Below are 14,772 nucleotides of genomic sequence, written 5' to 3'. Positions count from 1 at the left end.
TTGAATTTGACCAGTATTTAGGTTTTCTAGCTTTTTTAACGATTTTGACCATAGGTTTTTGGTTGATGATTTTCTTATTGACCTTCGTAGTGCCTTATTGGTTGGTCGGTAACCTTAGAGAATTGTACAAAGAAAAAAAGGAGGCCAGACAAGCGGCCAGACTTAAAGAATAAAGAAAAGAAGCCAATTTGGCTTCTTTTTTGTTTTTGGGTTAACTCAATCTTTTAAAGTTGCAATGAACCTCAATTGTTTTAATTCAAAATACTACAAATAAAAAAAGAAGCCGTTACGGCTTCTTTTTTCGCTTAGTTTAGGTTGGTTGGTTTATCCTTGAAATTGTCTTTCCTCATCGTTGTCTTCTGGTTGTTGTCCCCTTCTGTTGTTCCTTTCCTTCGGTTGGTTGAAGCGGTAAATGAATGACAAGTTTATTTGTCTTTTTCTCCACTGGAATTCACTATCCGATGAAAAATTGGCCGTTTCCGTAAAAGACCTTCTCTTTCTGGAATTGAAAACGTCACTTACATTCAACGATAGAGTTCCTTTTTCCTTAATGATATCCTTGCTCATGGCCAAATTCAAAGAGAACATTCCTTTGGTGCTGCTTTGGGCAGTTTGTCTTGGACCCATATAAAATGAGTTGGCCTGTAGTTCAATCTTGGCAGGCAAGGTGAATTTGGAACTTAATCTGGAGAACCAGCTGGTATTGGTGGTCCCATATTCAACCCCATTGAATTCCCCATCAGAAGTGAAAGTGAAGAAGTTGAAGCTACCATTCAATCTCCACCATTTGGCAGGGCTGTATATTGCACCTGCTTCCACACCGATTCGCTCGTTAGTGGATAGGTTGATGGGAACCGATCTAATGATCTGGATACCATCCGAAGTCACACCTGCCTCTTCACTGATAAATTCGAAAGATCTTGTTTCCTTTTGATAATATACCGAAGTGGTCAAAGTCAACTTCTTCCATCTTTTCATATAGCCCACATCATACGCGTTGGCGTAGGCTGGATCCAAGTCAGGATTTCCTTGAAAGACGTTGGTCCTGCTGGAACGGGATGGAAACGGGTTGATGAACCAGCCTCGTGGTCTGTTGATCCTACGGTTATATCCAATAGAAATGTTCTGTGTTTCCGATAATTCGAAAATAAGGTTCACCGTTGGAAAAAGCCCCAAATAATTTTTATCAAAATTAAGGTCAACATCCTGACCCACAATTTCTTGAAGGGCCTCACTGTCAATATTGGCATCTACATTTCCCTTCATTTGGGTGTTTTCCAAACGCAATCCCATCAAGAAGGAGAACTTACCATATTTGTTTCCATATTGGGTGTAAAGCGCATTCACATTTTCGCGATAGGTGAAAACATTGGTCAAATCGTCATTGGTAACAAACTCTCCTGAAATGGTATCGTACTGATCCAATAAATAATCGTTGATTTCTTTTTTGAATGTGCCACGATAACCGGCTTCAAATTGGGCATCGCCCATAGGAAGTACATAATCGGCTTGAGCCAAAAACTGTTCTTCCGATTGTTTTTCATAAATATTTTCAAGGGCCAACAAATTGTTGTTGGGAAAAGTGTTGTTCTCCTGAATACCAGTCAATCCGTCCTCATTGTCATAAGAATATTGCAGATCTGCGGTCAATTTTTGCCCATCATCATTAATATTATTGGTATAGTTCAAAGAGAACTGACGGCTATTTTCCTTTTGGCCTTGATCTTCGGTTCGCAGTGTTCTGCTGTCCAAACTCTCATCAATAAACCTTTGGTTGTCGTTTTCAGTTACATTGTTCTCATCAGACCATCTGTAGAAAAAGCTACCGGTAATGGATGATTTGTCCGTTAGGAAATATTCCATCCCAATATTCACATTGAAACCGTCGTCATCACGATTTGTATCACGGTCTTCAATGATCCTGTCATAATCGCTGGCATCGGAAAAATAGCGGTTGTCATTTTTTCCACTTCCTGGTGATTCCCTATGGAAATAACCAAGCGTGTTGAAAATATTGAACTTTTCTGTTCTAATGTTGAAGTTGGAAGTTACCCTTGCATTGAACGGAATCCCAACAGTGGTATTCACGGTACCATTGATACCCAAGGTTTTTTCCTTCTTCAAAATGATATTCAAAATACCGGCGGTTCCTTCAGCGTCGTAACGAGCAGACGGACTGGTGATTACCTCTACTTTTTCAATGGCATCCGCAGGTAATTGTTGAAGGATGTCCGTAGAACCAAAACCTGCCAAGGCAGAAGGCTTCCCATTGATCAAGATACGGACGTTGTCATTTCCACGAAGACTGATGGCGCCTTCCACATCCACGGAAACAGATGGAATGTTGCTTAATGCATCGCTTACGTTACCACCACTGGTGGTGATGTCCTTACCGATGTTGTAGATTTTTTTATCAAGACGAACTTCAACCGTGGTGCGTTCCCCAACTACCTCAACAGCTTCCAACTGCGCAACATCGGCTGCCAATTTTATGGTTCCCAAATTAGTGGACGAAGTATATGTTTGGCTATTGGATGAATATGTTTTAAAAGAAAGGAACTCAACTCTAATGTTGTATTTTCCAGGCGCTGTTTCAATGGAAAATTCCCCAGAAGTGTCGGTAATACCACCCGTAACCTTGTCAGGGTTATCGGTTTCCTGAAGTACAAAAGTGGCATATTCCAGTGGTTGTCCGGAATCGGCGTCCACAACTTTACCGGAGATTGTAATGTTTTGTTGATTTTGCCGTACCTGACCATGAATGGTTGTTAATGTCAGTAACAGCAACGGGATGATAATCCTGTGCATAGTTTGATTTTAGTGCAGCAAAAATGTAGGGAAAAAAAGAAGGGACGAAATATTTGTCTCTCAACAACATATTTGTCCCTGCGAATGACCTTAAAGAATTGTTAATCTTTTTTATTCTTCTTTTTCTTCTTTTTGTCGGCTTTGAAACTGTTTTCCTGAAGGGCAACGAAGGCCTTGTACTTGTCTTCAGGCAGACCCATTTTCAGTTCTTCTAGTGTATTGCGATCAATCTTTTCGAATTCCTCTTTTGTTTTCAAGGGCTCCAGCTCCAAAATCTGTATTTCTATTTTCTTTTGAACGGATTGGACCAAAGCAGTCCTTACCACTGCTTGTTCAAATGGGTCCAGCGTAAGTTCCTCTGTAATGGAGGGCATTTGGGCGTCCACAATTTCTTCTGCGGTTGGCGGCGTTTCATCTTTTTTGGATTCTGTTGGGCCACCATTGGGCACCATGCTTTGCCCCCTGCCATAACGATTATTATAGGGATATCCGTAGCCTCCGTACCCATAACCATATTGTGCGGCCATGTCAGTAATGGCAAACAATCCGGTAACAAAGGACAAAACGATGAGGGTCTTAATATTTTTCATATGTTAAAGATATGATTTTGTGTTGATTCAACTTGAAATACCATGTTAATTTACATTGGTTTTCAATCGGATAGCAAGGTATTGATTTTTTCAGGAGGTCTGCCGATAACCGCTTTGTTCCCAACCACCACGATTGGTCTTTCTATTAGTTTCGGGTTTTCTACCATAGCTTGCAAAATGGCATCATCAGATAGTTTTTTGCTTTTGTACTTTTCTTTCCAGATGGATTCGTTTTGACGGACCAATTCAAGAGGGGAAATGCCCAGTAACTCAATCAAACTTTTTAGTTCATCCTTCGTTGGGACCTCTTCCAAATATTTGATGATTTCAAATTCCTTCCCTGAATGCTCCAAAATTTGCAATCCTTGCCTTGACTTTCCGCAGCGCGGGTTATGGTAAATCTTGATCATTTTATTTTTCAGACATCAGACGTCGGATATCAGATTTTGATTATTTTTCTTCTTTTTGCCCCATCATCATGAGGTAGGCTTTCAAAAAAGCATCGATATCACCATCCATCACGGCATCCACGTTACCAGTTTCCTCAGCAGTGCGTACATCTTTCACTAACTTATATGGATGCATCACGTAGTTTCGGATTTGGGATCCCCATTCGATTTTCATCTTAGAGGATTCTATTTCAGCCCTGGCTTCCTGCTTTTTCCGAAGTTCAATTTCATACAACTGGGATTTCAGCATTTTTAATGCTGTTGCCCTATTGTCATGCTGGGAACGCGAATCGGAACACGAAATTTGGATCCCCGTAGGTTTGTGGAACAACTGTACTTTCGTTTCCACTTTATTGACGTTCTGTCCACCCGCACCACTGGAACGGGCCGTGGTGATTTCAATATCGGCAGGATTGATTTCAATCTCGATAGTGTCATCGACCAATGGATACACATAAACAGAGGCAAACGAAGTATGTCTTTTGGCATTGCTGTCAAAAGGGGAGATGCGCACCAAACGGTGCACCCCATTTTCGCCCTTCAACCATCCAAAAGCATATTCGCCTTCAATCTCCAAGGTTACGGTCTTTACCCCGGCCACATCACCTTCCTGATAGTTGAGTTCTTTGACCTTGTATCGGTGCTTTTCGGCCCACATCAAATACATCCGCATCAGCATGGATGCCCAATCACAGCTTTCGGTACCCCCGGCACCGGCAGTGATCTGAAGTACGGCCGTTAGCTCATCACCTTCATCGGACAGCATGTTCTTGAACTCAAGGTTCTCGATAAGGTCAACAGCTTTTTTGTATTGCTGTTCCACTTCGGCCTCTGTAACTTCACCTGCTTGTTGGAACTCTACCAATACCTCAAGATCCCCAACAAGGTTTTGAGCCTCATTGAAGTCTTCTACCCATTTCTTTTTGGATTTTAAGGTCTGCATTTGTATTTGGGCTTCTTGTGGATTGTCCCAAAAACCGGGTTCGAGTGTTTTTTCCTCCTCGTTTTCTATTTCGATAAGTTTGGCATCGATGTCAAAGATACCTCCTTAACGCACCAAGGCGCTCAATAAGATCTTTCTGTTGATCTGTAGTTACCATGAATTGAATTTTGGGGCAAAAATAGGTTTCTTTCCGCAGATAAAATAATCTATTGTTGCTGCTGTTCTTCTGCGGTTTTTACGAGCACGGAATACTTGGTTTCGTTATCGCCAAGCGTGTAAACCACTCCTTTTAAAGGTGCACAATCATTATAATCCTTGCCGTGGCACACCTTAATGTGGTTATGGTTGGCCAATAGGTTGTTGGTGGGGTCGAACCCGATCCAACCCACGTTCGGCACAAAAGCCTCTGCCCACGCATGCATTTGCGAATCACCAAAAAAGCCAATACCCTGATGAAGATACCCCGATACATACCTGCAGGGAATCCCATTATTCTTGGCGACCGCACAAAAAAGATGCGTAAAGTCTTGACAGACCCCATGCCTTTTTTCGATGATTTCGGCCAGCGGCGTGTTCACGTCGGTAACGCCCACTTTAAAATAAAGATGTCCGAACGCCCAATAATTTAGGTCTGTCAAATTCTCGAATACGGATTTATTGGAATCGAACAGGAAAATGTCCCGGTGTTGTTCCGGCAGGGCGGTAAGTCTGGTTTTTCTCAGGTAGGGTTCATGGTCCACCTTGAAATCGAGGCTGTTCAAAATCTCAATTTCATCATTTAAGTTCATGGGTAGATCAAAATCAAAAGGGTTGATTTCTTTCTTTTTTAGTTTGAAGTGCGCATTGAACCTGATATGGTCAATAACTTTTTTGGACCGTACCTGTACTGTTTTAAAACCCAATCCGTTCTCTGAAACACTGTTCCGTTCCCCTAGATCGTTCTCAAAATGCCAGTACGTGACCTCTTGGGTTTCATTGTCCTCCGGAATTACCATGAACTGCCAAAAGGCTTCGTTCAGCCCTTTTTCATAGGAGTTCTGGGTATCATAATCTATTTCATATTCATAGAACATGTGAGCGCAATTCAATCCAGCCAAGTTACTTAGTAGTTGAAGAATTCCTTCTCCATGTTCTCACTAATTTTGAACATTTTATTAAGGATCATATCCAGGTTCCCCTGAACATCGTCCTGTATCTCCTCAATCTGCTTAAACTCGAACTCAGCACGAATTTTCCCGACCATAAAAGCGGTGGAACCTTTATCATATTCCACTTTTTTGTCCAGTTCATGAATGTGTTTGTACACTTGGTTGATACAGTTCATAAAGGAACGGGGACATCTTCCATTCAAAATCAAAAACTCAATGGTAGAGGTGCTGTTGGGCGATTTTTTATACAATCGGCGCATCATATCATAGCTTTCGGCACATTTGAGCAAGGTGCTCCATTCAAAGCTATTGCCAATGGGATCGCCATAACTACCCTGGGCCATTAGGGCATCGTTGAATTTGGTGTTGATGATTCGCGTAACCTGTATGGCCCGTTCAATGTTTACACCCAACATGATGATGGCATAGACTTCATCATGGAGTAAGGTTCCCCTGATTTTTCCTCGGAGTACTGCCGTCATTTCAGTAACATTCACAGTAAAATCGTAGAGGTTTGTCTTTACAAAAAGCTCCTTGGAATAGTTCATTACAAAGTGATAGAACTTGTTCAAGCTTTCATAAAGTTCTGTAGAAATCAAGTCACGGGAGCTGTTGGCATTTTCCCTAGCGGTCTTAATGCTACTGATCACGGAATAATTCTTTTCCGTATTCAGGCCAATATCAAATAGGACACTTTCTTCATCCAGTTCAAGGGTATCATCATATACGGGGTCCCCGACCATAAAAAGCATGGACCGAAGTACAAATTGCCTGGATTGTGACAATTGGTTGGGTGCATCCAGAGAGGAGAAATAATTCACATTCATAAATCGGGCAACATGTTCTGCCCGTTCAATATACCTACCCATCCAAAATAGGTTGTTGGCTACTCTTGCTAGCATAATGTTCTTATTGTTTTAATACCCAAGTGTCCTTGGATCCCCCACCTTGGGAAGAGTTAACGATCAAATTTCCTTCTTTCAATGCCACACGGGTCAATCCGCCTTTCAACACGAATTGCTTGTCCTGGCCTAACACGGTATAGGTTCGAAGGTCAATATGCCGTTGTTCAAATGATTCTTTTGAGTCAATATAAGTGGGGTGTACCGATAAGGACATGATGGGCTGTGCCACAAATTTTCTTGGATTGGCCTTTAATTTGATTTTTACTTCCTCAATTTCTTCCTTGGTAAGTTTGTTCCCAATGGAAATGCCATAGCCACCTGCTTCATCTACTGGTTTTATGACCAATTCGCTAATATGATCCAGTACATATTGCAATTCATCAGGCCTGCTGCAATGATAGGTATGTACATTTTTGAGGATGGGTTCCTCACCCAAATAATACTTAATAATGTCCGGAACATAGGTATAAATGGCCTTGTCATCCGCAACACCAGTTCCCGGGGCATTCGCCAAGGTCACATTTCCTTTTCGATATGCAGCAAATAATCCTGGTACCCCCAAGGTGGAATCAGGGTGAAATTCCATTGGATCAATAAAAAGGTCATCAATTCTGCGATATACCACATCTACCCGGACAGGACCTTGGGTGGTTTTCATGTAAACGAAGTCGTTTTCCACAAAAAGGTCACGTCCTTCCACCAATTCAACCCCCATTGCCTTTGCCAAATAGGAATGTTCATAATAGGCAGAATTGAACATGCCCGGAGTGATGACCACACAAACAGGGGAATCCACGCCCGGAGGTTTTACGCTTTCCAATAGATTGAGCAAATTCTCTGCATAATCGGTTACGGTGTAAGTCTTATAATGGTTAAAAACACCAAAAAGGGCACGTTTTAGGGCTGTGCGATTACAGATTACGTAGCTGACCCCGGATGGGCATCTGATATTATCTTCCAATACATAATAATTACCATCGGAATGTTTGATGATATCCGTACCGGAAATATGGTTGTAAATTTTGCTGGGTGGGTCCACATCCATCATTTGGTGCAGATAGTTAGGGGAGGAACTCAAAAGTTCAATGGGTACAATCCCATCCTTTACGATCTTCTTGTCGTGATACACATCCCATAGAAAATGGTTCAGGGCCAAACTTCTTTGGATTGCCCCTTTTTCAATGATTTCCCATTCTTTGGGGTCGATGATCCTTGGAAATAGGTCAAAAGGGAAAATTTTCTCCTGACTTTGCTTGTCCCCATAAACCTGAAAGGTGATCCCTTGGTTAAAAAAAGAGGATTTTGCCTTGTTGTTCAGACTGACATAATCTTCAATAGATCGAGCCCCATATAGGTCCAATAGCTTCTGGTACACTGATTTAACGTTTCCATCCTTTCCAAAAACCTCGTCGAATAGCCCGTCTTTCCTTACATAACTGGAAAAGATGGTTTTGTCTGTATCTGGCCCCATGTTGTTTTTTTATTAAAGTATGGATTTTCAAACTTTTATGAAATGAACATTGCATAAAAATGTTGCCCTTAAAAAATGGATCAGTTAAAAATCGGTGCTGATTTTTACTAAAATGGGTTTTATCCCCAACTCTTCATCTTAAAGGTTTTTTTTAAAATGAATTCCATATTTTTAAGGTCTATTTAAACCAACTATGAAGAACTCAACTACCCTCATTGCATTATTCTATTTTGTTTGCTCCGCACTAAGTGCTCAAACCTTCGAAAAGACCAAGGATTTCCAAAAATTCAGTGGCTATTTTAATTTTTTCTATGATGACAAGACCGACAAGATCTACTTGCAGGTTGATGACCTGGAAAAGGATTTCCTGTATGTCTATTCCTTAAGTAGTGGAATTGGAAGCAACGATATTGGTTTGGACCGCGGACAATTGGGGAACGAGCAAGTGGTGTTCTTCAAAAAAGCAGGGAACAAATTATTGTTGGTGCAGCCCAATCAAACATTTAGGGCCATTACCGATAACGAACTGGAACGCAAATCTGTGGAACAGGCCTTTGCCAAATCAGTGATGCACGGTTTTAAAATTGAGGAGGAGTCCAAAGGGAGCTACCTTATTGATTTTACCGATTTCTTAATGCGTGATGCCCATGGCGTATCCGATAGATTAAAAAGAACCAAACAAGGTTCCTATAGCGTGGATGCCAGCAAAAGTGCCTTGGCTTTTGAACGTACCAAAGCTTTCCCAAAAAATGTGGAGTTTGATGTAACCCTTACCTTTAAAGGTAATCCTGAAGGTGCTTGGATTCGTTCAGTGACCCCAGACCCTAGTTTGGTCACTGTGGCACAACATCATTCCCTCGTGGAACTTCCTGATGATAAATTTGAAAAAAGGGATTTTGACCCAAGAAGTGGATCCTATCCTTTTAGTTATTATGATTATGCCACTCCAGTTCAAGAGCCTATTTTGAAGCAATTCATCAGAAGGCATCGTTTGGAGAAGAAAAATCCGAATGCAGCGGTTAGCGAAGCTGTGGAACCTATCATCTATTATTTGGATAATGGTACCCCGGAACCCATCCGTTCTGCTTTGATGGAAGGTGGTAAATGGTGGAACCAAGCTTTTGAAGCCGCCGGATACAAGGATGCCTTTCAAATGAAGATATTGCCCGATGATGCCGATCCGCTGGATGTTCGGTATAATGTGGTACAATGGGTACACCGCTCCACAAGAGGATGGAGCTATGGTAGCAGTGTTACTGATCCACGTACCGGAGAAATCATCAAAGGTCACGTAAGTTTAGGTAGTTTACGTATCCGTCAAGATTTTATGATTGCACAGGCGTTGATGAACAAACCGTTTGCTGAAAGGGACGATAATTATCAACCCATGTTAGATATGGCGTTGGCAAGGATCAGACAGCTTTCTGCTCATGAAATTGGTCACACCCTTGGCTTTGCCCACAATTTTGCGGCTAGCCCCATCGATAAGTCCTCCGTAATGGATTATCCGCATCCACAGTTTAAGTTGGAAGGAAACAATATCAGTTTTGCCAATGCTTATGAATCAGGAATTGGTGCATGGGACAAAGTAACCGTTGCGTATTCCTATTCTGATTTTCCAACGGGAACAAATGAGAAGGATGCCTTGAATGCTATTTTGAAAAAAGCCCAAGATGATGGTTTGCGTTACATTTCCGATCAAGATGCCCGACCAACGGGTGGAGCACATTTGTTGGCCCACTTGTGGGACAACGGAAAAAGTGCCAGTCAAGAATTGGAAAGCATGCTGGAAATCAGGAAAAAAGCCATCAACAACTTTTCCATAGACAATATTAGAAGTGGCGAGGCCTATTCCACTTTGGAAGATGTATTTGTACCTATTTATTTCTTCCACAGATATCAAGCAGAAGCAGTTTCCAAGATCATTGGAGGTTTGGATTACAATTATGCTGTAAAGGGCGGAGGTCAATTTGCAGTGAAACCGATCAATGCCGCCGTACAGGAACAAGCCATGAAATCTATATTGAAAACGTTGGATGCCGAGGTTATTGCAGTGCCAAAAGATAAATTGGATCTTTTTCCACCAAGGGCCGTTGGTTTTCCACGCACCAGGGAATCCTTTAAAGGTAGAACTGGGGTAAGTTTTGATGCCCTTTCCGCTGCCGAGACTGCGGCTGATATGACCTTAGGGTTGTTGTTGCATCCTGAGCGTGCTTCCCGATTGATCCAACAAAAGAGCTTGGATAAAAATCAAATGGGCCTAAAAGAAGTGTTGGACGAAACCATCAAAGGTACTTTTGACCTTTCCCACAAAGATGATTATGAGGAAGAAGTACAGAACACTGTCAATTTTAGGGTTCTTTACCATATCATGAACTTGGCTGCCCATACCGATGTGCACCCACAAGTAAATGCCATTGCGTTGGAAGCTTTGAAGGATTTAAAGGTACAACTGCTAGGCAATGGAAAGAGCGCCAACGCGGCAGAAATGGTTCAACGCATTGATGATTTTGTAAAAGAGCCTTCCAAATTTGAACTTATTGAAGTGCCTCAAATCCCTGATGGTTCGCCCATTGGAATGGATTGTATGGACTAGACATTAAGCGAAATTCAAGTTCAAGAATCAATTGCAATTCATTGAAACGACAACTGTGAATAACATGCAATAGCAGGAAACTGAAGTTTTTTTATAAAACATGGGTGTCCAATGTCAGTCAAAACCATTTTTTAGAAATAACCGGTAACAGAAATTTAAGTAATGAATAGGGCACTTTTGAGCTTTATTTTGAATTTGAACTTATATGACAATCAATTTAATCAGTGATACGGTCACCAAGCCCACACCGGGCATGCTGGAGGCTATGATGACCGCCAAAGTGGGCGATGATGTTTTCAAGAACGACCCCACCGTAAACGAACTGGAAGCCAAAGTTGCCGATTATTTTGGCATGGAAACCGCTTTGTTTTTCCCGAGTGGGACAATGACCAATCAAACAGCGATTAAAATCCATACACAACCTGGGGATCAATTGATCTGTGATAAATATGCCCACATCTATAATTATGAAGGTGGAGGCGTGAGTTTCAATAGTGGTGTTTCCTGTAAACTGGTAGATGGAAATCGGGGCATGATGACCGCTGAGCAGGTGGAAGTTTCCATAAATCCGCCAGATTTTTACCATAGCCCTTTAACTACACTGGTCTGCATTGAAAACACCACGAACAAAGGTGGTGGGGCCTGCTGGGATTTTGCAGAACTGCAAAAAATTGGCAAAGTCTGCGAAGAGCATAATCTGAAATACCATTTGGATGGTGCCCGACTGTGGAACGCTTTGGTAAAGAAGGGCGAGGACCCAAAAACCTATGGCAAGTTGTTCGATACCATCAGTGTATGTTTGAGCAAGGGAATGGGCTGCCCGGTAGGTTCGGTATTGGTGGGCAGTAAGGAACATATTCATAAAGCCCTTCGTATTCGAAAGGTATTTGGTGGTGGTATGCGACAATCAGGATTTTTGGCCGCAGCGGGTATCTACGCTATGGACCATCATATTGACCGACTGGCCGAAGACCATAAAAAAGCGGAAGAAATAGGTGAGGTGCTCATTACCTTGGATTTCATCAAAAAAGTGGAGCCTATTGAAACGAATATCATCATTTTTGAGATTGATGAAACTAAAATGTCCTCCGCAGTTTTTCTGGAACAATTAAGTCAAAACCAGGTATCCATTATTGGTATGGGGCAGGGGAAATTACGAATTGTCACCCATCTTGATTATACGGACGAGATGCACCAACGTTTCTTGAAAATCCTGAAAACTATAGGGTAAACTTGTCAAGTTCAAGTATCAAGCCCAAGTTCAAAACATCCAAAAATCTAGCAATCTGAATACTGACTTTTGCTATTTCATAAAGGAATCCAACCCAGGAATGTTCGGCATTCCTTCCTTGGCAACAGCTGCAAGTTCAGCTTCATTAATATTGGTAGCTTTTGCGATGGCTTTGTTCAGTGTAAGGATAAGATAATCTTCCAATTGCTCTTTATCGGCCAAAAGAGAATCGTCTATGGATATGGATTTTATTTCGCGGTTTGCAGTCAAGGTCACTTTCAACAATCCATCGGCAGACTGCTCATCAACCAGAACGGTGTTCATGCGTGCTTTGGTTTCCTCTACTTTTTTCTGGGTTTCCTTCAATTTGCCCATCATTCCCATGATATCTCCAAACATAATTTCAATTTTAAAGGTGAGTAAGGTCAAAAGTAGTAAATTGGCTAAAACCTAAAACTGATGAAACAGACTATTTCTAGAATTCATATTCTGGTTTTATGCCTTATTTTTGCAAGTTCTTGCAAGAACAGTAAAGAAGAATCAATGAACATAGCCCCACCTGTGGCCCCTAAGCATCCAACCAAGTTGGAAAAGCACGGCGATGTGCGAATAGATGATTATTATTGGATGAACAATAGGGAGGACCAGCAGGTTCTGGACTATTTGAACGCCGAGAACGAGTACTACCAAAAAATGACGGCGCATACCGTTGCTTTCCAGGAAGAACTTTATAAGGAAATGAAGGGAAGGATCAAGGAAGATGATTCCTCCGTGCCATACAAACTGGATGGCTATTGGTACATCACCCGTTATGAGGAAGGAAAGGAGTATCCTATCCACTCCCGTAAAAAGGAAAGTCTGGATGCCGATGAGGAGTTGATGTTCGATTGCAACCAAATGGCCGAAGGGCATGAGTTTTTCAACCTAAGGGGAATTTCAGTGACTCCCGACAATACTTTGGCTGCTTTCGCTACGGATACCATTTCCAGGCGTCAGTATAACATCCAGTTCAAGAATCTGATTACTGGTGAAATTTACCCTGATATCATTAATAACACCACAGGAAGTTCCGTTTGGGCCAGTGACGGCAAAACTTTGTTCTATACCAAAAAAGACCCTGTAACCCTTCGTTCCGACCGTATTTTTAAGCATGTTTTGGGTACCCCTTCGGAAGAGGATGTACTGGTTTTTGAGGAAAAGGACGATACCTACAACACATTTGTCTACAAGACCAAATCCCGAAAATATATTGTCATCGGTTCTGGCAGTACCCTGACCACCGAATACCAAATTTTGAATGCCGATGACCCGAATGGGGAATTCAAGATATTTTCTCCACGCGAAAAGGGTGTGGAATATTCCATCTCCCATTATGATGGCAATTTTTATGTGTTGACCAATAAGGATGGGGCCACCAACTTTAAGTTGATGAAGACCGATGAGGAGCACACCACTTCCGATCAATGGAAGGAATTTATTCCCCATCGGGAAGAAGTTTTGTTGGAGGATATCGAAATCTTCAAGGACTATTATGTGCTGTCCGAAAGGGAAAACGGTCTCAACCAGATGAAAATCTCCAAATGGGACGGTTCCGACAGTTATTACCTTCCTTTTGAAAGTGAGACCTATGTGGCCGGACCTTCCACGAATTTGGATTTCGATACCAAGGAACTCCGTTATTATTACAACGAAATGGGTGCGCCTTATGCCATGATTGATTTCAACATGGAGACCAAGACCAAAACCGTTTTGAAGGAGCAAGAAGTGTTGGGAGGCAAGTTTGATAAGAACAATTACAAGACCGAACGCCTTTGGGCCACAGCCAGGGATGGTAAAAAAGTACCCATTTCTTTGGTGTATAGAAAAGACACTCCGCTGGATGGCACCAGTCCATTATTACAATATGGATATGGGTCATATGGAGCTACCATTGATCCCTATTTTTCTTCGGTACGTTTGAGTTTGTTGGATCGGGGTTTTATTTACGCCATCGCCCACATTCGTGGTGGCGAGTATTTGGGCAGACCTTGGTATGAAGATGGAAAATTGTTGACCAAAAAGAATACGTTCACCGATTTCATTGATGTTTCCAAATTCCTGATCGAGCAAAAATATACCAGTCCGGAACATTTGTATGCGATGGGCGGTTCTGCTGGTGGACTTTTGATGGGCGCCGTAATCAATATGGCTCCGGAATTGTACCATGGTGTCATTGCAGCTGTACCTTTTGTGGATGTGGTCACCACCATGTTGGATGATACCATTCCTTTGACCACAGGTGAATATGATGAATGGGGCAATCCAAATGACAAGGAATACTATGACTATATCAAATCGTATTCCCCATATGACAATGTTGAGGCCAAAGCCTATCCAAACTTATATGTGTCCACTGGTTTGCACGATTCCCAGGTACAATATTGGGAGCCAGCAAAGTGGGTGGCCAAGTTGAGGGAGTATAAAACGGACAATAACCAACTGTTTTTGGATACCAATATGGATGCCGGCCATGGTGGTGCATCGGGGCGTTTTGAGGCCTTGAAGGAGACCGCCAAGGAGTATGCCTTCATTTTAGACCTCGAAGGGAAAGTCCATTAAAAATAAAATATTACTTTTGCAGGGAACAATTTT

The 14,772-nt window shown here is 42.0% G+C and carries 11 protein-coding genes; 3 read left to right on the top strand and 8 right to left on the bottom strand.

Going from position 1 to position 14,772, the window contains the following annotated elements; all coding sequences use genetic code 11:
• Nucleotides 1–324: 324 nt before the first annotated feature.
• The 7 genes from LKX84_RS12040 to LKX84_RS12010 all read right to left on the bottom strand — a co-directional run bounded on the left by LKX84_RS12040 (nucleotide 325) and on the right by LKX84_RS12010 (nucleotide 8,314).
• A complete protein-coding gene (locus tag LKX84_RS12040; protein WP_228237413.1) occupies nucleotides 325–2,808 on the bottom strand; it encodes a TonB-dependent receptor domain-containing protein in 2,484 nt (827 codons plus the stop codon).
• Between the two features lie 101 nt (nucleotides 2,809–2,909).
• Nucleotides 2,910–3,398, bottom strand: a complete 489-nt coding sequence (locus LKX84_RS12035) for a hypothetical protein (protein ID WP_228237412.1) — start codon at nucleotides 3,396–3,398, stop codon at nucleotides 2,910–2,912.
• Nucleotides 3,399–3,460: 62 nt separating this feature from the next.
• Nucleotides 3,461–3,808, bottom strand: coding sequence for an arsenate reductase (glutaredoxin) (arsC, locus tag LKX84_RS12030; protein WP_228237411.1), 348 nt, complete (start codon nucleotides 3,806–3,808; stop codon nucleotides 3,461–3,463).
• Nucleotides 3,809–3,848: 40 nt separating this feature from the next.
• Nucleotides 3,849–4,947 (bottom strand): peptide chain release factor 2 gene (prfB, locus tag LKX84_RS12025; RefSeq protein WP_228237410.1). Its coding sequence is split into 2 segments (ribosomal slippage): nucleotides 3,849–4,883 and nucleotides 4,885–4,947, totalling 1,098 coding nucleotides; the frame shifts between segments, so codons are not numbered across the junction.
• 49 nt (nucleotides 4,948–4,996) lie between these two features.
• A complete protein-coding gene (locus tag LKX84_RS12020; protein ID WP_228237409.1) occupies nucleotides 4,997–5,863 on the bottom strand; it encodes a transglutaminase-like domain-containing protein in 867 nt (288 codons plus the stop codon).
• A gap of 29 nt (nucleotides 5,864–5,892) precedes the next feature.
• On the bottom strand, nucleotides 5,893–6,840 hold the full coding sequence (locus LKX84_RS12015; RefSeq protein WP_228237408.1) for an alpha-E domain-containing protein: 948 nt from the start codon (nucleotides 6,838–6,840) through the stop codon (nucleotides 5,893–5,895).
• A 7-nt stretch (nucleotides 6,841–6,847) separates the two neighbouring features.
• Nucleotides 6,848–8,314, bottom strand: coding sequence for a circularly permuted type 2 ATP-grasp protein (locus LKX84_RS12010; RefSeq protein ID WP_228237407.1), 1,467 nt, complete (start codon nucleotides 8,312–8,314; stop codon nucleotides 6,848–6,850).
• A gap of 193 nt (nucleotides 8,315–8,507) precedes the next feature.
• Here LKX84_RS12010 and LKX84_RS12005 point away from each other — a divergent pair, with 193 nt between their 5' ends.
• Nucleotides 8,508–10,910 (top strand): zinc-dependent metalloprotease, encoded by a 2,403-nt coding sequence (locus LKX84_RS12005; protein WP_228237406.1) that lies wholly within the window; start codon nucleotides 8,508–8,510, stop codon nucleotides 10,908–10,910.
• Nucleotides 10,911–11,115: 205 nt separating this feature from the next.
• Nucleotides 11,116–12,141, top strand: coding sequence for a threonine aldolase family protein (locus tag LKX84_RS12000; RefSeq protein WP_228237405.1), 1,026 nt, complete (start codon nucleotides 11,116–11,118; stop codon nucleotides 12,139–12,141).
• Nucleotides 12,142–12,213: 72 nt separating this feature from the next.
• Here LKX84_RS12000 and LKX84_RS11995 read toward each other — a convergent pair whose 3' ends face one another.
• Nucleotides 12,214–12,540, bottom strand: coding sequence for a YbaB/EbfC family nucleoid-associated protein (locus LKX84_RS11995; protein ID WP_228237404.1), 327 nt, complete (start codon nucleotides 12,538–12,540; stop codon nucleotides 12,214–12,216).
• 60 nt (nucleotides 12,541–12,600) lie between these two features.
• Here LKX84_RS11995 and LKX84_RS11990 point away from each other — a divergent pair, with 60 nt between their 5' ends.
• Nucleotides 12,601–14,739 carry a S9 family peptidase gene (locus LKX84_RS11990; protein ID WP_228237403.1) on the top strand — a complete coding sequence of 713 codons (2,139 nt, stop codon included), beginning with the start codon at nucleotides 12,601–12,603 and terminating at the stop codon, nucleotides 14,737–14,739.
• The last annotated feature ends 33 nt before the right edge of the window (nucleotides 14,740–14,772 follow it).

The sequence above is a fragment of the Allomuricauda sp. M10 genome, assembly GCF_020782875.1.
Taxonomy (GTDB): domain Bacteria; phylum Bacteroidota; class Bacteroidia; order Flavobacteriales; family Flavobacteriaceae; genus Flagellimonas.
This window is presented reverse-complemented; position numbering and strand designations above follow the sequence as displayed.

Bases quoted from the DNA above. Each gene is read 5' to 3' on its own strand.
- LKX84_RS12040 (WP_228237413.1), bottom strand. From the start codon at position 2,808: ATGCACAGGATTATCATCCCGTTGCTGTTACTGACATTAACAACCATT.
- LKX84_RS12035 (WP_228237412.1), bottom strand. From the start codon at position 3,398: ATGAAAAATATTAAGACCCTCATCGTTTTGTCCTTTGTTACCGGATTG.
- arsC (WP_228237411.1), bottom strand. From the start codon at position 3,808: ATGATCAAGATTTACCATAACCCGCGCTGCGGAAAGTCAAGGCAAGGA.
- LKX84_RS12020 (WP_228237409.1), bottom strand. From the start codon at position 5,863: ATGTTCTATGAATATGAAATAGATTATGATACCCAGAACTCCTATGAA.
- LKX84_RS12015 (WP_228237408.1), bottom strand. From the start codon at position 6,840: ATGCTAGCAAGAGTAGCCAACAACCTATTTTGGATGGGTAGGTATATT.
- LKX84_RS12010 (WP_228237407.1), bottom strand. From the start codon at position 8,314: ATGGGGCCAGATACAGACAAAACCATCTTTTCCAGTTATGTAAGGAAA.
- LKX84_RS12005 (WP_228237406.1), top strand. From the start codon at position 8,508: ATGAAGAACTCAACTACCCTCATTGCATTATTCTATTTTGTTTGCTCC.
- LKX84_RS12000 (WP_228237405.1), top strand. From the start codon at position 11,116: ATGACAATCAATTTAATCAGTGATACGGTCACCAAGCCCACACCGGGC.
- LKX84_RS11995 (WP_228237404.1), bottom strand. From the start codon at position 12,540: ATGTTTGGAGATATCATGGGAATGATGGGCAAATTGAAGGAAACCCAG.
- LKX84_RS11990 (WP_228237403.1), top strand. From the start codon at position 12,601: ATGAAACAGACTATTTCTAGAATTCATATTCTGGTTTTATGCCTTATT.